Raw genomic sequence first — 18,446 nt, forward strand, 5'->3', positions numbered from 1 at the left:
TCGACCCTTCCGGTTCACTGCCATGCCTGATGACCTCCGCCTTTCGCCGGTGCTCGACCTGACGCGCGCGCTGATCGCCCGCCGCTCGCTGACCCCTGACGACGCCGGCTGCTGCCAGCTGATGGCCGATCGCCTGGCCGCGCTCGGCTTCCGCATCGAATGGATCAATTCGGAAGGCATCACCAACCTGTGGGCCACGCGCGGCAGCGGCGGCCCGCTGCTGGTGCTGGCCGGCCACACCGACGTCGTGCCGCCCGGACCGACCAGCGCCTGGGCCAGCGACCCCTTCGTTCCCGAGATCCGCGATGGCGTGCTCTACGGCCGAGGCGCCGCCGACATGAAGAGCGGGCTGGCGGCAATGGTCTGCGCCGTCGAACGCCTGCTCGCAGACGGCGAGCCGCCCGGCACCCTCGCCTTCCTGATCACCAGCGACGAGGAAGGCGTGGCGCTGCACGGCACCCGCCATGTCGTCGAAGTGCTGAAGTCGCGCGGCATCCGGCCGGATTACGCAATCGTCGGCGAAGCCACCGGTGACCAGCAGTTCGGCGACCGCATCACCATCGGCCGGCGCGGCTCGCTCGGCTGCAACCTCAAGGTGTTCGGCAAGCAGGGCCACGTCGCCTATCCGCAGAAGGCGGACAACCCGATCCACCGGCTGGCGCCGGCACTGGCCGAGCTGGTGTCGATCGAATGGGACGCCGGCAACGCCCATTTCCCGCCGACCTCGTTCCAGATCTCGAACATCCATTCGGGCACCGGTGCGACCAATGTCATCCCCGGCACCACCGAGCTGGTGTTCAACTTCCGCTACTGCACCGAATCGACCGCCGACAGCCTGAAGGCCCGCGTCCACGACGTGCTGGATCGCCACGGCCTGCGTTACGAGGCCGACTGGTGGCTGTCCGGCCTGCCGTTCCTGACCCGCCAGGGCGCGCTGATCGCGGCCGCGCGGGCGGCGATCCAGCAGGTGACTGGCCTGACGCCGACCCTGTTCACCGGCGGCGGCACCTCCGACGCCCGCTTCATCGCGCCGATGGGTACCGAGGTGGTCGAGATCGGCCCGGTCAACGATTCGATCCACAAGGTCGACGAGCATGTGCGGGTGGCCGACCTCGACGCGCTGAGCGCCGTCTACGAAGGCCTGATGCGGCGCCTGCTGGTGCAGCCGTGAGCAGCGCCGGCGCGGTGGCCGGCTTTCGGCCGAACCCGTTGCTGGCACCGCAGCTGATACAGACGGTGCTGGCGACCAAGCGGCCGGTGCGCGGCCGCTTCGCCGGCCACGACCACGCGATGCACCGCGCCTCGGTGCAGCACCTGCTCGACGGCGGCGTCGCCGACGGCGATCCGGTGCAGCTGACCGGCCTGTACGCCCGCCAGCCCGATGAGCGCGCGTCGCGCGGGCTGGTGGTGCTGATCCACGGCTGGGAAGGCAGCCACGACTCGGCCTACCTGTATTCGATGGCCTCGAAGGTCTACGCCGCCGGCTGGAACGTGTTCCGGCTGAATCTGCGCGACCACGCCGGCACCCACGCGCTGAACCCGAGGCTGTTCCATTCGGCGCGGATCGACGAGGTGCTGCACGGCGTGCGCGCCGCCCGCCAGATCGACGGCGGCAGCGACCGGCCGCTGGCCGTCATCGGCTTTTCGCTGGGCGGGAACTTCGCGCTGCGGGTCGGTCTGCTCGGTCCGGCCGCCGGCATTACGCCGCAGCTGTCGATCGGCATCTCGCCGTCGATCGACCCCGGCGCCACCTTGCGGGCGATCGATGACGGCCCGGCAGTGTTCAAGCGCTATTTCCTCGACAAGTGGCGCAAGACGCTGGCCGCCAAGGCCGCTGCCTGGCCCGGCCGCCACGATTTCACCGCGCTGGCATCGCTCGGCAGCTTCGTCGAGATCACCCGCCGCTTCGTCGCCGAGCACACCGAGTTCGCGTGCCTGGAGGACTATCTGGCCCGCTACACGCTGACGCCGCCGATGCTGATGGGCGCCGCCAGCCCGCTGGCGATCGTCACCGCGCAGGACGACACGGTGATCCCGTTCGCCGATTTCGACGGCTTGGGCGCACGCGGTTCGGTGATCGCCTTCGATGCGCCGCGGCGCGGTGGCCACTGCGGCTTCATCGAGAACCTGGCGCTGGAAAGCTGGGCCGAGAAGCGGGTCGTCGAATGGCTGTCGCGCCTCTGAACGCGACAGCGGCCTGCGGGCGCAGCCCGATCAGCGGTTGACGTTGCTGCGCTTCAGCGCATACGAGAACAGCCCCGGCAGGTAGCGCTTGAGGCGCTCGAAGAGCACTTCCTTGCCGCCCATGAACACTTCCTCGTCGCCGGCTTCCACGGCCCGCCAGATGCTGGCCGCGCAATCCGCTGCGGCAATGCCGCCCGCGATGTTGCGATCGGTGACGCCGAAGCGGCTGCCGTCGCCGGCCAGGGCATTGGCGGAAATGCCGGTCTGCACATAGCCAGGGAATACCGTGGTGAAGCGCAGGCCATCGCGCCACAGCTCGGCCCGCGCGGCTTCGGTGAACCCGGCCAGCGCGTGCTTGGCGGCGCTGTAGCCGGTACGCAGCGGCGCGCCGATGCGGCCGGCAATCGACGAGATCATCACCACATGATCGGTGTTGCGCGCCCGCATCGACGGCACCAGCGCCCGGGTCAGCGCCACCGGCGCGAAGTAATCCAGCTCCATCAACTGCCGGTAGACGTCCATCGAGGTGTCGACCAGCAGGCTGCGCTGCGAGCGGCCGGCGTTGTTGACCAGCACGTCGATCGGCCCGAAGCAGCGCTCGGCAGCCAGCACCGCCTGATCGGCGTCAAAATCGGTCAGGTCGAGCGGCAGCAGCGCCACCTTCAACGGGTCCGGACAGGCGGCGCGCACCCGTTCCAGCTCGCTGACTCGGCGCGCACTCAGCACCAGTTTCGCGCCGCGCTTCGCGGCATCCAGAGCCAGCGCTTCACCGATGCCACCGGAAGCGCCGGTGATCCAGATCGTGGTGTTGTTCAGGGCCGTCATCGTCGGGCGGTATAGGTCGGCTGGTGGTGGTCGATCCACTCGAGCCATTGGTCGAGCGCCTCGTGCAGCACCGGCGCAAGGCCGGGCGCGGCGCGAGGATACTCCGCCACCGCGCCCCAGTTGCTGCGCAGGAACAGGTGGTTGACGCCGGGCAGCACGCGCACTTCGGCGGCCGGATTGTCCTGCAGTGCCGCCCGTGCGGGTGCCTCGTTGAGCGCAGGCGCGATCTGGTGATCGAGCGCGGCGAACAGCACCAGGGTCGGCGCCCGCAGCTGGCGCAAGGTCGGAGCCGGATCGTAGGCCAGGATGTGTCGGAACCAGGCCGACGCCAGCGAGGCCCGCTGTGCCTCGACCATCGCCGCAGACAGCCGTCGCCGGCCGGCAAGACGGTTCAGTGCCGCCAGCAGCTGGCGGTCACGTTCGGCGCTGTCGGTGCCGCTGCTGACGATGTCGAACAGGCCGCTGGCCTCCTCGGCCGCCGCCTCGGCGTCAGGTGCGCTGGCGCCGCGATCAAGCGCGCCCTGGGTGTTCTGGTAACGGGAGATCTCGCGGCCGTTGACGGTGGGGGGTGCCAGCAGCACCAGCCAGGCCACCTCCGGCCGCCCTGCGGCGATCAGCGGCGCCACCATGCCGCCCTCGCTGTGGCCGAGCAGGCCGATGTGGCGGCCGTCGATGTCCGACCGGCTGCGCAGGAAGTCGAAGGCCGCTTCGGCGTCGGCCGCGAAGTCGACGATCGTCGCTCCCTGCGTCGTGCCGCCGGATTCCCCGACGCCGCGCTTGTCGTAGCGCAGCACCGCATAGCCGGCCTCGGTCAGCCAGGCCGACAGCAGCCGGAACGGCTTGTGGCCGTACATGGTTTCGTCGCGATCATTCGGGCCGCTGCCGTGGATCAGCACGACCGCCGGCAACGGCTGGTCGCGGGCCAGCCGCGCCGGACGTTCGAGGACGCCGGCCAGATCGATACCGGATGGGCCGCTCCTGAAATGGACCAGCTCGGCGATGCTGTCGTCGTCGGCCCGCGCCGCGCCACAGGCCACCAGGCCCGCAAGCAGCAACGCCGCCAGCCGGGCCCGTTTGCAACCGCCAGATCTTCGGAACATCCGCTCACTCCCGCCCGTGCCGTGCCGCCGCTGACAGCCGAACCCTGAGGATCCGGCCCCCACTGGGCGGGCTCGTCACGGCAGCTGCCGCTTCGAGTCCGCTCGTGTTGCACTGCACGAAAAGGGCCAGCAGGTACCGTCTGGCGCGGGGTAAAGCGAGGGATGGACAAAATGTCCGCTTCCGGCAGCCCGGTCGCACGACGCCGGGGCAAGGCCCGGCGTCGTCCGATCCAGGCTGACTGGCCTCAGGCGAGGACCGGCCGGCGGACCCGGAACCAGGCGGCGTAGAGCGCCGGCAGGAAGGTCATGGTCAGCACCGTGGCGACGATCAGGCCGCCCATCAGTGCGGCCGCCATCGGCCCGAAGAAAGCGCTGCGCACCAGCGGAATCAACGCCAGCACGGCGGCGGCGGCGGTCAGCACGATGGGCCTGAATCGGCGCACGGCGGATTCGACGATCGCCGTCCACGGGTCGTGGCCACCGGCGATGTCCTGGTCGATCTGGTCCACCAGGATCACCGAGTTGCGCATGATGATGCCGGCCAGCGCGATCACCCCGAGCAGCGCCACGAAGCCGAACGGCAGCCCGGTCAGCAGCAGCGCGGCCGCCGCGCCGATGATCCCCAGCGGCGCCGTCAGCAGCACCATCACCGTGCGGCCGAAGTGCTGCAGCTGGATCATCAGCAGCAGCAGGATCGCGATCAGCATCATCGGCATCTGTGCGTTGATCGAATCGTTGGCGAGCTTGGACTGCTCCAGCGAACCGGCGATGGCGATCTCGTAACCGACCGGCAGCCGGGCGCGGATTTCGTCGAGCTGACGGTCGATCGCCATCGTCACGTCCGGCGGCTGGGTGCCCGGCAGGTTGTCGGCCTGGATGGTGATCGCCGGCAGCCGCGAGCGCCGCCAGATCACGCCTGGCTCGAACTCCGGCCGGGCGGTGCCGAACTGCGAGAACGGCACCGACACGCCACTGGCGGTCGGCATGTAGGCATCGGCCAGCTCGCTGATGTTGTTGCGCTCTTCCAGCGGCTGGCGGGCGACGATCTCGATGTTGCGGTTGGCTTCGCGATAGGTGCCGATGGTGGTCCCGGACAGGATGGTCTGACCGGCGCCGCGCACCTGTTCGCTGGTGATGCCGAGCACGCGCAGCTTGTCCTGATCGATGTCGTCGCGGATCACCAGGATCTTCTCGTGCCAGTTGTCGTGGACGTTGCGGACCTGCGGACTGCGGGCGACGACTGCCTGCACCTCGTCGGCGAACTGGCGTACGACCGCGGCGTCCGGCCCCTGCACGCGGAACTGCACCGGCCAGCCGACCGGCGGCCCGTTGGGCAGCGGATCGGCCTTGCCGCGCACTTCTGGGAACTCGTCCAGCAGCCACTGGCGGATGCGCTGGCGCAGGGCCTCGCGCGCCTTGGCGTCACGCGCCACGACCATGAACTGCGAGAAGTTCACGTGTGACAGCTGCTGGTCCAGCGCCAGGTAGAAGCGCGGCGCGCCGGTACCGACCCAGGCGGTGTAGTCGACGACGTCGGGATCGTCCTTCAGCTTGGCTTCCATGCGCTTGGCCACCGCTTCGGTGGCCGAGAAGCTGGCGCCTTCGGCCAGCCACAGATCGACCATGATCTCGTTGCGCACCGACTCCGGAAAGAACTGCTTGGGGATCAGGCTGAAGCTGGCGACGCCGAGCACGAAGGCGACGACCGTGGCGGCCATGACCGTGATGCGATGCGCCACGCACCAGTCGATCAACCGGCGCAGGCGGGCATAGAACGGCGTGTCGTAGAGCTCGTGGTGATCACCGGCCGGCCGCTCCTTCAGCAGCCGCATGCCGAGCCACGGCGTGACGTACACGGAAGCCAGCCAGGAAATCACCAGCGACATGCCGACCACGGCAAAGATCGAGAACGTGTACTCGCCGGCCGCCGACTTGGCGAAACCCACCGGCAGAAAGCCGGCAGCGGTGATCAAGGTGCCGGTCAGCATCGGGAAGGCGGTGGACGTGTAGGCGTACGACGCCGCCTTGAGCTTGTCGTAACCCTCCTCCAGCTTCCGCGCCATCATCTCGACGGCGATCATCGCGTCATCGACCAGGAGGCCCAGCGACAGCACCAGCGCGCCCAGCGAGATCTTCTGCAGCTGGATGCCGGCCCAGTCCATCGCCAGGAAGGTGACCCCGAGCACGAACGGGATGGTCAGCGCCACCACCATGCCGGTACGCAGGCCAAGGCTGAAGAAGCTGACCACCAGCACGATCACCACCGCTTCGGCCAGCGACTGCACGAACTCGCCGACCGCGTGCTTGACCACCTCCGGCTGGTCTGTGATCTGGGTGACGCTGATGCCGAGCGGATGATCGGCCGTCAGCCGGGCGACGATCGCATCCAGCTCGCGGCCGACCTTCAGCACGTCGCCGTCCTTTTCCATCACCACGCCAAGCGCCATGGCGTCAACGCCGCGATGGCGGATCTTGGTGCGCGGCGGGTCTTCCCAGCCGCGATAGACCTCGGCGAAATCGCCGAGCCTGATGGTGGCCGAACCGACCCGGAAGCGGGTGTCCTCGATCTGCCGGATGCTGTCGTATTCGCCGCCGACGCGGACGAACACCGCGCGGTCCGCCGTTTCCAGGCGTCCGGCCGGCGCCACGATGTTCTGGCCGCGCAGGGCTTCGCCCAGTTGCTGGAACGTGATGCCGAGCTGGGCGAACTTGCGATAGCTGAACTCGACGTAGATGCGCGGCTGCTGCTCGCCGAGCAGATCCACCTTCTCGACACCCGGCACCGAGGCCAGCACCTTGCGGGCGTTGTCGACATAGTCCTTCAGCTCGGTGTAGCTGAAGCCATCGGCCTCGAAGGCGTACATGGCGATGTAGGTGTCGCCGAACTCGTCGTTGAAGAACGGCCCCTGCACGCCCTGCGGCAGCTGGCCCTGGACGTCGCCAACCTTCTTGCGCACCTGGTACCAGGTGGCGCGAATGTCCTTCGGCGGCGTGTCCTCGCGCAGGAACACGAACACCTGTGACTCGCCCGGCTTGGAATAGCTCTGGGTACGGTCCAGCCACGGGGTCTCGGCGAGCTTTTCCTCGATCCGGTCGGTGACCTGCTGTTCCATCTCGGTCGCCGTGGCGCCCGGCCAGATGGTGCGGATCACCATGATGCGGAAGGTGAACTCCGGATCTTCCTTCTGTCCCAGGTTCAGATAGGCGGCGACGCCGGCCAGCATCAGCAGCACGACGATGAAGCGGGTGAACGAATCGTGCTGGATGGCCCAGCGCGACAGGTTGAAGCCGCCCTCGTTCGCAGCTTTCGGTGCGCTCATGTGTGGCTCAGCCTGCCGACGGCGCGACCGCCGGCTTTTCCACCATCCGTTTCACCTTCTGGCCGGCGCGCAGCAGCGCAGCGCCGGCCGTGACCACGCGTTCGCCGGGCTTCAGGCCTTCGGCCACCAGCACCTCGTTGCGCTGGAAGCCGACCAGCCGCAGCGGGCGGAACTGCACCGCGCCGCTGGCCTCGTCGAACACCCAGACGCCCTGGGCGCCGGCGTTTTCGACATAGGCCGACAGCGGCAGATGAATCAGCGCCGGCAGGCCGTCGTCGACGATCCGCACGGTGGCCGTCATGCCGATCTGCATGGTTGCCGGCGGCGTGTCGATGCTGACCCGCAGCGCATAGGTGCGGGTGGCCGGGTCGGCGGACTGCGCGAGTTCGCGGATGTGGCCTGGCGTCGAGGTACCGCCGCCGGCCCACAGCAGGATGTCCACCGGCGCGCCGGGCTTCAGCCGGCCGACCAGCTGTTCCGGCACGTTGGCGGCCACTTCCAGGGTGCCGCTGCGCGCCAGCCGCACCACCACCTGGCCGGCGCTGACCACCTGCCCGGCCTCGCCATCGAGCGCGGTGATGGTGCCGTCGGCGTCGGCGCGCAGCTCGGCATAGCCGGTCTGGTTGCCGCTGACCCGCGCCTGCGCACGTACCGATTCCAGCTGCGCCTTCGCGGCCTCGAAACGGGTCTTCTGGCGATCGAACTCGGCACGGCTGATGAAGCCGGATTCGGCCAGCTTCGCGTAGCGCTCGAAATCGGCCTTCTCGACCGCGAACTGCGCTTCTTGCGCGGCGACCGTCGCGCGGCTGGCACTCTCGTTGAGCGCCAGATCCTTCGGATCGAGGCGCATCAGCAGATCGCCCTTCCTTACCCGGTCGCCGACATTGACCCGGCGATCCTCGATCTTGCCGCCGACGCGGAAGCCAAGGTTCGACTCGTACCGGGGCCGTACTTCACCGGCATAGGTGTTGTAGCCGTCGGTCTTGCCGACCGTCACTTCGACGGTGCGCACCGCCCGGATTTCCTCCGGCGCCGCCGGCGGCTTGCTGCAGGCGGCGAGCAGCAGCGGCAGGGCGAGTGTGGCGCTGCGAGCCAGCGGGGCCATTGGAAAACGGTTCACGAACACTCCTTGCCGCACGGCGCGGGCCTCAACCGGCACGATGCCGAGTTGACGAAACATGGTTTTCTGTCAGTCGAAAGCGACATCAGGCCGGCCGGGCCAGCAGCGAATCGACCAGGAATTCCGCCATCAGCGCGGCCTGCCGGCCACGGTCCTCGGCGTAGCGCTCGGCGACCATCTGCGGGTGGCAGAACGGCATCACCGCGTTGAACACGCACAGGCAGCGGTCTTCGAGCTTGTCGGCGGAAAACTCGCCGCTGCGCGCGCCGTCCTCGATCACCAGGCGGTAGCAGGCCCGCACCCGTTCGATATGGGCATCGATGACACTCCACTGCTCGTCCATCGCGATGGCGACGATCTCGTGGACGCGCGATTCGTTCAGGTACTGCTCGCAGGTGAAGCGATGCCCTTCCATCACCAGCCGCTTCAGCCGCTCGGACGCCGGGCGCGCTTCGCGGGCGATGCCCTGTGCCATCGCTTCCATGCGCGCCAGCACCACCTCGGTGATGGCCTCGTTGATCGCCGCCTTCGATTCGAAGAACCGATAGACGTTGGCCGGCGACATCTCGCAGGCCTGCGCGACATCGGCGACGGTGGTCTTGGAATAGCCGTAGGCACGGAACAGGCGTTCCGCCTCGGCCAGGATGCGATCCCGGATCGCCGGTTGGGTAATGGCTGCGCTTCTCATGTGACGATTGTCATTAATCGTCAATCACCGGTCAAACCCATCAATTGGGGTCAGATCCACATTTCCTTGCGGGCCCGTACCGCTGGCACCGGCCGACACGCGGCGTTAGGGTTCAACCCCTGTCCTTCGTCCCATGACCATGCCGAGCCCGCCTGTGCCCGCCGATCGCTACACCACGACCGCCATCGCGCTGCACTGGCTGATCGCACTGCTGATCGTCGGCGGTTTCGCCGTCGGCCTGTACATGACTGGCCTGAAGCTGTCGCCCGACAAGCTGAAGCTCTACAGCTGGCACAAATGGAGCGGCATGACCGTGCTGGCGCTGGCCGTATTGCGCCTCGTCTGGCGCGGGCGCCACCCGCCTCCACCGCCGCTGCCGGGGCAGCCGCGCTGGCAGTTGCAGGCGGCGCACGCTGCGCATCTGGCGCTGTACGGGCTGATCGTCGCGGTGCCGATGAGTGGCTGGCTGTACAGCTCGGCGAGCGGCTACCCGGTGGTCTACTTCGGCATCAAGGCGCTGCAGTTGCCCGATCTGGTCGACAAGAACAAGGAATTGGCAGCGCTGCTGAAGGAAGTCCACGAGTGGCTGAACTGGACGATGGCGGCGCTGGTCACAGTGCACGCGGCCGCCGCAGTGAAGCACCAGCTGATCGACCGCGACGGCACCCTCGCCCGGATGCTGCCGTGGCGGCATCGTCATCGCAGCGCCTGAGCTTTCCGATCATCCCCGCACCGTCCTCGCCGCCATGAAGCTGATTCCCGTTGTCTTCGCCTTCGCCCTGCTCGGCACCAGCAACGGCCTGCTGGCTGCCGAGCGCGCCATCGATCCGTCCAGGAGCACGCTCAGCGCCGTGTTCACCCAGATGGGCGTCCCAGTCGAAGCGCCGTTCAAGCGCTTTTCCGGCCGCGTCGATCACGATCCGGCCAAGCCGGCCGACGCCAAGGCGACGCTGGACATCGAGACGGCCAGCTTCGATATCGGCGATGACGACTACAACGCCGAAGTCCGCAAGCCGGAATGGTTCGACAGCGCCCGTTTCCCGAAGGCCACGTTCACCGCTAACGGTCTCAAGCCGGCAGCTGACGGCAGCTTCGAGGCCACCGGCACGCTGGTGCTCAAGGGCCGCAAGGCCGATTTGAGGGCGCCGGTGACGGTCAAGACGGAAGCCGGCGGCAGTCGCTACAGCGGCGTCGTGACGATGTCGCGCAAAGCCTTCGGCATCGGCGACCCGGCCTGGGACGGCACCGTCGAAGATCCGGTGAAGATCAAGTTCCAGCTGTTCGTTCCTGCGGCGCGCTGAAGCGCGCCGTCTGCTGTCCACCTCCGCTTTTCTCCTGCCCGAGGACCCTGAAGTGATCCCTGCCCGCCGCCTGTTGCTGTCCGCCGCCATCGCCGTCTCCGCCAGCGGTGCCGCGATCGCCGCACCTGAGACCTACACCATCGACGCCAGCCACACCTACCCGAGCTTCAAGGCAGCCCACATCGGCGGCATCTCGTTCTGGCGCGGCAAGATCGACAAGAACAGCGGTGCGGTGACGCTGGACCGTGCGGCCAAGACCGGCTCCATCGAAATCCTGATGGACATGACCTCGATCGACTTCGGTCACGAAAAGATGAACGAGCATGCGAAGAAGGACGACATCTTCGACGTCGCCAAGTACCCCACCGCCACCTACAAATCGACCAAGGTCGTGTTCACCGGCGACGCCATCAGCTCGGTCGAAGGCAACCTGACCCTGCATGGCGTCACCAAGCCGGTGACCCTGACGGTCAACCAGTTCAAGTGCATCCCGCATCCGTTCTACAAGCGCGAAGTCTGCGGCGCCGATGCCAGCGCCGTGATCGACCGCACCGAGTTCGGCGTCGGCTACGGCGTCGGCAAGACCATCCCGGATGGCAAGGTCACGCTGGAAATCCAGGTCGAAGCGCTGAAGGACGAAACCCCCGGCCCGACCTGATCCGGCCGCGCCCGATCTGCCGTGCCGGCCTTGCCCGAGGCCGGTACGGCGGCAGCTGCCGGACATCGCCCCGGTTGCCGGGGGGATGCCGATGAGCGGAAACGAGGCATCCGCGCACCATCCGGTCGCGCGTCAGTGCGCTTCCGTGGGCCATTGTGATTCTCGAACGCCCTGACCTGGTGCGCCGGCAACCGCGCCCATCAGCGTTCACAGTAATTTCACAAATCACCGACAAACGGCGCCGAACTCGAAATTTGAGGGGCGTCACAGTGTGATTGACATCTCAAACCACCTCAGATGGATGGCGAACCACCCATCGACATGACTCAATCTTCACATCACGAGGGGACACAAGCCCGATAACAACGAAAAGGCTTCCATGATCACGACTGCAGGGATTGCGCCCAGGTTGAACGGCGGGGCGGCCAGTGCCATTGGGTCTCAGGGACGAGACGAACCACCGGTGATGAGCAGTCGTGAATCGTCGGGCCCGCCGTCCCCGGATCGACCGCGTCGATCGCCTCGCGGGGCGGCTCCGAACACGCGGGATATCGTGCCACCCGAACCGCCGCAGGGTTCCTGGGTACCGCAGATCGAGCCGCTGCTCGCCGGGCTGATGCACGAGCTGCAGGCGGACGCCGTTACCGTGATGATCGTCGAAGACAGCGAACAGCCGCTGCCATTCCGGCGTGTACTGCGGGTGGACCTGTCGCCGGACGTAGCGGCGAAATGCCATATCCACGAACAGACCGATCGCGAAGTCGCGGCGCTGCTCGAATGCACCACGCCGCGCATCAACAATGTCGAGGACGCCAGCTCGGTCGCCTCCTCGCTCCATGTACCGCTGGGCGGCAGTGCGGCCGCCGTCGGCCTGATCGAAATCCGTCGCCGGCCGCCACGTGCGGCCTACCGCCTTGCCGATCTTGATGCGCTGATCGCGCTGATCCCCGGCTACTCGCTGGCACTGCAGACCCTGCTGCGCTGCCGCTGGTCACAGCTCTACGCCAGCACGCTCGACACCATGGCGCACGGCCTCGCGCTGATCGATGTCCGCCGTCAGCTTTACGGCTGCAACACCACGATGCAGCGTGCGCTGGAACGCGGCGATGGCCTGCGACTGCTGGATCGCCAGATCATTGCCCGCAACGCGCAGATCGACCAGGCGCTGGTCAACGCGGTCCGCCGTGTGACCGGCGAACGCCGGGTACCGCGGGCGCTGGTGGAAATCGAACGGCCGGGCTTTCCGCTGCCATATTTCGTGCTGTTGCGCGGCGACAGCCGGCGCGGCAGCTTCGGCGGCGCCGACAGCCCGCTGTTGCAACTGATGCTGGCCGATCCGGCCAACCTGCATCACGAGGCCATGTTCGAGATCGGCGCCTCGTTCGGCCTCACTGCTGCCGAGCGCGACGTGGCGCTGTCGATGGTCCAGGGCCACGACGTCGACGAAACCGCAGAGCGCATGCAGATCTCCGACAACACCGTGCGCTGGCACCAGAAGCGCATTTTCAGCAAGACCGGCTCCCGCGGCCGCACCGAACTGGCGCTGCGTTTCATGCACGCGCTGAACCTGTTCGGCATCAACTGAGTGGAGCGTCACAACACCACCCAACTGCGCCGATGAACGGTCGTTCTCCCCCTCCAGACGGGCAGTGCGGGAGTCCGGCAACGATCAGTAGAGTGGGTCCTAGGCGCTGCAGTGGAATTGGAGAAAAAGCAGGGGTTTAGCACTCCACTTCAAAGCGCCGATTTGCAGGGAACGCAGTCCAAAATCCATTCCATTCGGAGTCACACATGAAGAACATCGCACTGATCGCCGCCGCTGCTGCCGTCGGCCTCGTTTCCACCGCTTCGCAGGCTGCGCCGGCCAACTTTGGCGGCACTGCTTCGGTCACCATCCTCGAGCAGATCGTAATCAGCGAAGACAACGCGCTGAACTTCGGCAAGATCGACAAGCCGTCCGTCTCCGTCGGCAGCGCCACATACACCATCAGCCCGGCTGGTCTCAAATCCAATACCGGCGACGGCAGCTTCATCGGCAACGATGCGACGGCCGGCTCGTACGACTTCACCGGCACCGACAACGAGCCGGCCACCATCGAAGCCATCGCGGGCGGCTGCGGAGGCGGTCTGTCGCTGTCGGCGCTGACGTTCTCGACGCCTTCCAACACGGTGACGCTCGATGCACTCAACGTCGGGCTCGGCGGCACGCTGACCGTGCCGGCGGCCACCGTTGCCGGTAGCTACACCTGCAGCTACACGGTGAGCGCCAAGTACTGAGAGCAGTCTGACCGGACGATGACAACCCACGGCCGCAAGGCCGTGTGGTTGCCAACCAGAGGATCCTGAGATGCCACAGAAACGATTAATCCAGCGGGCTGCTGTGCTGGCCGCTGCCACGTGGATCACGGGTACGGTCCAGGCCGCACCGGCGGCCACGACGTCGCTTTCGGCCAGTGTGCAGGTGTTGCAGCAGATTGAAATCAAGGAAGATTTCAATCTTGATTTTGGCAAGATCGACAAGCCGCGAACGGGCAGCCGGACATTCATCGTGAACGCTGACGGCACCACTTCGATCACGGGAGGCGGTACGGGAGGATCGTTCATTGGCGGCCACCGCCCAGGCCAGTATGACATCCTGGGTTCGGCGAACAATGGGGCGGTCCTGATCACTTCGGGCGGAACCTGCTCGACCAATACGATCGCACTGTCCGGTCTCGAGATCGATCTGCCGGTGCCCGTCGTACTGCCATTGATGAACGTCAAGATCGGCGGCCGATTGACTGTGACTTCAAATTCCGTGCCTGGCTCGCACACCTGTCCGTACACGATCACCGCGATGTATCAGTGATCCAAGCGGTGCCCAAGGCGCAAGGAACCGAGTCCCTTTGACCGCGCCGGCAAGTCGGCGCGGTCTTTTTGGTGAAGCCCATGACTACTCCACTCCATTCACAGCGGTGCGTACGGCTGGCGGATAGCAGCAGCATGCGCGTCCGACTTGCCATCCTGTTCATCGCGATGATCGGCCTGTTCGGTGCACGGCCTGCGCTTGCGCAAGCGCCCGGCGCGCTAGGTGTCAGCCCGACCAATATCCTGTTCGACGGCCGCGAACGCAGCGTGGAGGTCACGCTGATCAATCGCAGCACCCAGACCGCCACCTATCGAATCTCGTTCCAGAACCTGCGTCAGACCGCCAGTGGCGACTACCAGGCGATCGAACGCGCGGAAGACCTGCAGCCGCTGGAAAAGCCGGCTGAATCGCTGCTGCGCTACTCGCCCCGGCAGGTCACCGTCGAGCCCGGCAAGCCGCAGAGCATCCGGGTGATGCTGCGCAAGCCGGCGGATCTGCCGGCCGGCGAATACCGTTCACACCTGCTGTTCCAGCAATTGCCGCCGCCGGATATCGGCCAGTCGATCGAGCCGAACCTGGAAAAAGATCAGGTGTCGGTCAAGCTGATACCGCTGGTCGGCGTGTCGATTCCGGTGATCGTTCGTGAAGGCCAGACGCAGGCCACGGCAAAGCTTGTGGATGCCCGCATTGCCGAGGTTGACCCCGAAGTCACCAGCAGCAATGCGCTGGTGGAAGTGCAGATCCAGCGCGAAGGCAATGCCTCGGTGCGCGGCGATCTGGAGGCGCGCTTCGTGCCGGCCGGAGGCGGCGCGCCAGTGGACCTGGGACTGGTGCGCGGCCTGTCGGTGCTGTATCCGAACGAAGCGCGTATCGCCCGCCTCGGCCTGAAAGTGCCGGACGGCATGAAGCTGGCACGCGGCACGCTGCAACTCGCCTACCGCGCCACCGGTGACGGCGACAAGCGGCCGGTGCTGGCCAGCAGCGAACTGAGCCTGCCCTGAACGCCCTGCCTACTGCCGCCGAGTACCGCAGGCCATGTCGCCACCGGTCCCGTCTCCTGCCGCGTCCGGCCTTGTACGCCGCGCGTCATGGCTGGTCGGTGCCGGCGCCGCAGGCCTGCTGATCGGCTCGGCCGCCACCGCGCTGGCCAACACCAGCACGCAGCTGCTCGGCGGCAGCCTGATGCCGGCCGATGGCGCCGCCGCCGCCAACCCGGAAGAGGAACTGATCGTGCAGATGACCTTCGGCCGCTTCCTGCTGGCCGATGCGGTGATCGCCTACCCGACCGGCAGCGGCCTGCTGCTGCCGCTCGACACGCTGTTCCGGGCGGTAGATTTCGCGATCACGGTGGAAGCCGATGTCGGTCGCGCCCAAGGCTGGTTCCTGCACGAGTCGCGCAGCTTCGAGCTGGACATGGCCAGCGGCGAAGTGATCGTCGAAGGCCGTCGCCGCACCTGGCCACCGGGTGCCGTGCAGGTGCTGGACGGCGAGATGTACGTCGCTGCGCCGCTGCTGGCCGAATGGTTCCCGCTGCAGTTCGCGTTCGACAGCAGCTCGCTGGTAGTGGACGTCAGCGCCCGCGAGCGGATGCCGTTCGAGGCGGCGCTGGAACGGCAGCAGATGCGCGGCCGCCGGCGCGAAGCGGAGGTCGACACCAGCGTGTCGTTGCCGCGCGTGTCGCCCGACTACGCGTTCGCCAGCTGGCCGATGGCCGACATCAGCATCGATGGCGACGCCGTTCAGCATGGCGCGCGGCAGGCCCGAGCCAGTGCGCTGGTGACGGGCGATCTGCTGTTTGCCGGCGCCAGCGGTTTCGCCTCCTTCGATGATCGCGGACGCCTGCAGGACCCGCGTCTGCGCCTTGAACGACGCGACGAGGAAGGCTACGCGCTCGGCTTCAAGGGCGTCACCGGTGCGGCCGTCGGCGACACCTTCACCCGCAATGTGCCGCTGATCGCCGCCGGCTCCAACGGGCTCGGACTGAGCCTGACCAACCAGCCGCTGAACCGCCTGAGCGATCTCGACCGCGTGACGATGCGCGGCAACGTGACCCCCGGCTGGGACGTTGAGCTGTACCGCAACGGCTCGCTGTTCGATTTCGCCCAGGCCACCAGCGACGGTCGCTACGAATTCACCGATGTGCCGCTGCTGCCCGGCGTCAACGACATGTTGGTGGTGCTGCTCGGCCCGCAGGGCCAGCGGCGCGAGGTGGCGGAGCGCTACTACGCCGGCCCGGGGCTGATCACGCCGGGCCAGCAGTACTACGACGTCTTCATCGGCCAGCACGAACAGCGGCTGTTCCGGTCCGGCGAGGAAACCGAGCGCGACCAGCAGGGCACCGGCAAGGATCGCTGGCTGGCCAGCGTCGAGACCGGCATCACGCCGAACCTGTCGGTGGCGACTTCGTTCGCGCGGCTGCCGGTCGGCGACAAGGTGCGCGATTTCGGCATGGTGGGCCTGCGCGGCCAGCTGGGCGGATTGTTCGGACGTCTCGACGTCGCCTACGACGATCGGGGCGGCATCGGCGCGGAAGTCAGCGCCTTGACGCGGATCGGCGAAACCAGCTTCTCGCTGCGTCAGGGCTGGTTCTCCGGCTTCGAGAGCGAGGACACGCTGCGCTCCGGCCCGGGCCTGAAGCTGCGCACCGAGGCGCGCGTCGAACAGCCGATGCAGCTCGGCAAGCTGCCGCCGATCAACGGCACCTACCAGCTGCGCTACGACAGCCTGGCGTCCCGGCAGCAGCGCGCCACCGTCAGCGCCCGCCATGCGCTGTTCGTGCTGCCATTCGCCTTTTCCCACACGCTGGACGCGCAGGTGAACGCCGGCGCCCCGGTGGCCGTGCGCGGCAACCTGCTGGCCAGCGCCCGGCTCCGTGCCCGCGACCTGGTTCGTACCAATGTCACCTACAGCGTCGGCCCGCGGCCCCGTATCGACAGTGTGACGGCCGGCTGGCAGCGGCAGGTCGGCCTCAACACACAGCTGCGCGCCGATGCCTCGCAAAGCATCGGCGGCGACCGCAGCACCAGCGTCGTCGGCGGCATTTCGCAGCGCTTCCGGCAAATGCTGGTCAGCAGCTTCGCCGGCTACGGCAGTGGCCAGGGCATGCTGGCCGGCATCAGCACGTTCTTCAGCTTCGGCCGGGGTCCGTCGGGCGGGCCGGTGATGCGGGCGGATTCGATGGCTTCGGGCGGCGTCGTCGGCGCCCGGGCGTTTCTCGACAACGATTCCGACGGCCGCTTCTCGAAAGGCGATGCGCCGCTGGAGAACGTCGGCTTCAGCGGCAGCGCCAGAACCATCCGCACGCGCGCCGATGGCTACGCCCTGCTGCCGGGCGCTAGCGCCTATCAGAGCGCGGCGCTGCGGCTGGACGAATCGACGCTCGATGATCCTTACTGGGTGGCCGCCGTGCCGGGTTACCGCGCGGTGGCGCGTCCCGGCCGCGTCACCGTGCTGGATTTCCCGGTAACGCCGACCGGCGAGGTGCAAGGTACGGTGTACCTGCGCAAGGGCGATGCGAAGACGGCGGTCTCCAACGTCCGCATGATGCTGATCACCGCGACCGGCCGCGTGCAGGCCGAGGTCAAGACCGATTACGACGGCTACTACCTGTTCGAACGGGTCCCGCCCGGCGACTACCGGGTGACGATCGACCCGGACCAGATGATCCGCCAGCGGCTGGTCATCGGCGAGCCGAAGGCCGTGCTGCTGAAGCCCGGCCAGACCAACGACATCCGCGGCATCGACCTGGTGATCGAACGCCTGCCGTTCGAGGAAGCACGGGTATCGCCGGAATCCACGCTACTGGGCGCGCCGTCGGCGGACGCCTTGCCCGGGGCCTTCACGCAACGAGTTCATCCATGAACCCTTCCATCCAACGCTTTCTGCTGGTCATTGGCCTCGTGCTGTCCGGCACGGCGCTCGCCCAGGGCAATTCAGCCTTCCCACCGGCCGGCGGCATCGGCGGGCCCGGCCGGATCGGCGCGACGCAGTTCGCCAACCTGCAGGTCGAAGTGCTCGAGGAGATCGACTTCGGGCGCGTGGTCTCCAACCGCCAGCAAGCCGGCACCGTACGCCTCGACAGCAACCGCAACGTGCTGGTTACCGGCGGCAGCGACGCCTTGTCGGGCACGCGCAGCATCGCGCGGGTTCGCGTCAAGGGCTCGCCGAACCAGCCGGTGACGGCGCTGCTGCCAGCCACCGTGCAGCTGCAGGGCGCGCGCGGCAGCCTGCAGATGTCGAACTTCCAGGTGTTGCCGAACGCCGTGCAGACGCTGGACGCCTCAGGCCTGGCGACGTTCACGATCGTGTCGACCTTGAACCTGCCGGCCAATGCGTCCGACGGCCGCTACACCACCGATGTGCTCGTCAGCTTCGACTACCAATGACCGCCGCCCTGCGCCCG

Annotated in this window: 16 protein-coding genes; 11 read left to right on the plus strand and 5 right to left on the minus strand. The window is 67.5% G+C overall.

What is annotated here, in order from left to right; all coding sequences use genetic code 11:
* Positions 1-22: 22 nt before the first annotated feature.
* The gene (gene dapE / locus ACTIGJ_RS03840; RefSeq protein WP_439638965.1) at positions 23-1,171 is read left to right on the plus strand and encodes a succinyl-diaminopimelate desuccinylase; all 1,149 of its coding nucleotides are present in this window, start codon (positions 23-25) and stop codon (positions 1,169-1,171) included.
* Positions 1,168-2,184, plus strand: coding sequence for a YheT family hydrolase (locus tag ACTIGJ_RS03845; protein WP_439638966.1), 1,017 nt, complete (start codon positions 1,168-1,170; stop codon positions 2,182-2,184). Before dapE ends, ACTIGJ_RS03845 begins: the two co-directional genes overlap by 4 nt.
* A gap of 30 nt (positions 2,185-2,214) precedes the next feature.
* Here the strand turns inward: ACTIGJ_RS03845 and ACTIGJ_RS03850 are convergent, their stop codons facing one another.
* The 5 genes from ACTIGJ_RS03850 to ACTIGJ_RS03870 form a co-directional block, all read right to left on the minus strand.
* Positions 2,215-3,009, minus strand: a complete 795-nt coding sequence (locus tag ACTIGJ_RS03850; protein ID WP_439638967.1) for an SDR family NAD(P)-dependent oxidoreductase — start codon at positions 3,007-3,009, stop codon at positions 2,215-2,217.
* Positions 3,006-4,109, minus strand: a complete 1,104-nt coding sequence (locus tag ACTIGJ_RS03855) for an alpha/beta hydrolase family protein (RefSeq protein WP_439638968.1) — start codon at positions 4,107-4,109, stop codon at positions 3,006-3,008. Before ACTIGJ_RS03855 ends, ACTIGJ_RS03850 begins: the two co-directional genes overlap by 4 nt.
* 245 nt (positions 4,110-4,354) lie before the next feature.
* Entirely contained in the window at positions 4,355-7,429 is a 3,075-nt protein-coding gene (locus ACTIGJ_RS03860; RefSeq protein ID WP_439638969.1) for an efflux RND transporter permease subunit, read from the minus strand.
* Positions 7,430-7,436: 7 nt separating this feature from the next.
* A complete protein-coding gene (locus ACTIGJ_RS03865; RefSeq protein WP_439638970.1) occupies positions 7,437-8,549 on the minus strand; it encodes an efflux RND transporter periplasmic adaptor subunit in 1,113 nt (370 codons plus the stop codon).
* Positions 8,550-8,634: 85 nt separating this feature from the next.
* A complete protein-coding gene (locus tag ACTIGJ_RS03870; protein WP_439638971.1) occupies positions 8,635-9,237 on the minus strand; it encodes a TetR family transcriptional regulator in 603 nt (200 codons plus the stop codon).
* Between the two features lie 139 nt (positions 9,238-9,376).
* Here ACTIGJ_RS03870 and ACTIGJ_RS03875 point away from each other — a divergent pair, with 139 nt between their 5' ends.
* From ACTIGJ_RS03875 to ACTIGJ_RS03915, 9 genes are all read left to right on the plus strand, one after another.
* Complete coding sequence (locus ACTIGJ_RS03875) at positions 9,377-9,949, plus strand: cytochrome b (RefSeq protein WP_439639176.1); 573 nt, start codon at positions 9,377-9,379, stop codon at positions 9,947-9,949.
* A gap of 34 nt (positions 9,950-9,983) precedes the next feature.
* Complete coding sequence (locus ACTIGJ_RS03880) at positions 9,984-10,538, plus strand: YceI family protein (protein WP_439638972.1); 555 nt, start codon at positions 9,984-9,986, stop codon at positions 10,536-10,538.
* Between the two features lie 55 nt (positions 10,539-10,593).
* Complete coding sequence (locus ACTIGJ_RS03885) at positions 10,594-11,196, plus strand: YceI family protein (protein ID WP_439639177.1); 603 nt, start codon at positions 10,594-10,596, stop codon at positions 11,194-11,196.
* 553 nt (positions 11,197-11,749) lie between these two features.
* On the plus strand, positions 11,750-12,781 hold the full coding sequence (locus ACTIGJ_RS03890; protein WP_439638973.1) for a helix-turn-helix transcriptional regulator: 1,032 nt from the start codon (positions 11,750-11,752) through the stop codon (positions 12,779-12,781).
* A gap of 206 nt (positions 12,782-12,987) precedes the next feature.
* A complete protein-coding gene (locus tag ACTIGJ_RS03895; protein WP_439638974.1) occupies positions 12,988-13,473 on the plus strand; it encodes a DUF4402 domain-containing protein in 486 nt (161 codons plus the stop codon).
* Positions 13,474-13,543: 70 nt separating this feature from the next.
* The gene (locus ACTIGJ_RS03900; protein WP_439638975.1) at positions 13,544-14,044 is read left to right on the plus strand and encodes a DUF4402 domain-containing protein; all 501 of its coding nucleotides are present in this window, start codon (positions 13,544-13,546) and stop codon (positions 14,042-14,044) included.
* A 134-nt stretch (positions 14,045-14,178) separates the two neighbouring features.
* Positions 14,179-15,045, plus strand: a complete 867-nt coding sequence (locus ACTIGJ_RS03905; RefSeq protein ID WP_439638976.1) for a fimbrial biogenesis chaperone — start codon at positions 14,179-14,181, stop codon at positions 15,043-15,045.
* A gap of 34 nt (positions 15,046-15,079) precedes the next feature.
* Positions 15,080-17,905: a hypothetical protein gene (locus tag ACTIGJ_RS03910; protein ID WP_439638977.1), complete on the plus strand. Its 2,826-nt coding sequence runs from the start codon at positions 15,080-15,082 to the stop codon at positions 17,903-17,905.
* Positions 17,902-18,429 carry a DUF4402 domain-containing protein gene (locus ACTIGJ_RS03915; RefSeq protein ID WP_439638978.1) on the plus strand — a complete coding sequence of 176 codons (528 nt, stop codon included), beginning with the start codon at positions 17,902-17,904 and terminating at the stop codon, positions 18,427-18,429. The genes ACTIGJ_RS03910 and ACTIGJ_RS03915 overlap by 4 nt, the downstream gene beginning before the upstream one ends.
* Positions 18,430-18,446 lie beyond the last annotated feature (17 nt).

It is taken from the genome of Nevskia sp., assembly GCF_051860985.1.
Lineage (GTDB): Bacteria > Pseudomonadota > Gammaproteobacteria > Nevskiales > Nevskiaceae > Nevskia.